1 protein-coding gene is annotated in these 548 nt (G+C 43.1%); it reads left to right on the forward strand.

Annotated features, from left to right (window positions below; translation table 11 throughout):
* Positions 1-548: GTPase Obg (locus ACFIO5_RS13370; RefSeq protein ID WP_375705678.1), on the forward strand; the 548-nt coding region annotated here is incomplete at both ends.

Consider the following 548-nt stretch of genomic DNA (forward strand, 5'->3'; position numbering starts at 1 on the left):
TTATCCTTAAAGTACCGGTAGGGACGCAAATTTTTGAAGAAGATAATACGACATTAATCTGTGATTTAACGGAAGTTGGACAACGTTATCGTCTTGCAAAAGGAGGAAATGGCGGTTTTGGGAATCTTCATTTTACGACATCTACAAATCGGGCACCTCGCCGTGCTAATCCGGGTTTGTCTGGAGAAGAGCGCACACTTTGGCTTCGTTTGAAGTTAATCGCTGATGCGGGGATTATTGGTTTGCCGAATGCTGGAAAGTCAACTTTTTTAGCTTCCGTGACGGCAGCAAAGCCAAAAGTTGCGGATTATCCTTTTACGACTCTCTATCCTCACCTTGGTGTTGCGCGTATTGATGCTCGTGAATTTGTGTTAGCTGATATTCCTGGACTCATTGAAGGAGCACATGAAGGCGTGGGGATTGGAGACCGTTTTTTAGGGCATGTAGAACGTTGTCGTGTTTTATTTCATTTGATTTCTGCTCAAGAAGAAGACGTGGTAAAAGCATACCAGATTGTGCGTAATGAATTGAAGGCATATGGAAACAAT

The sequence above is a fragment of the Bartonella sp. AA86SXKL genome (genome assembly GCF_042196885.1).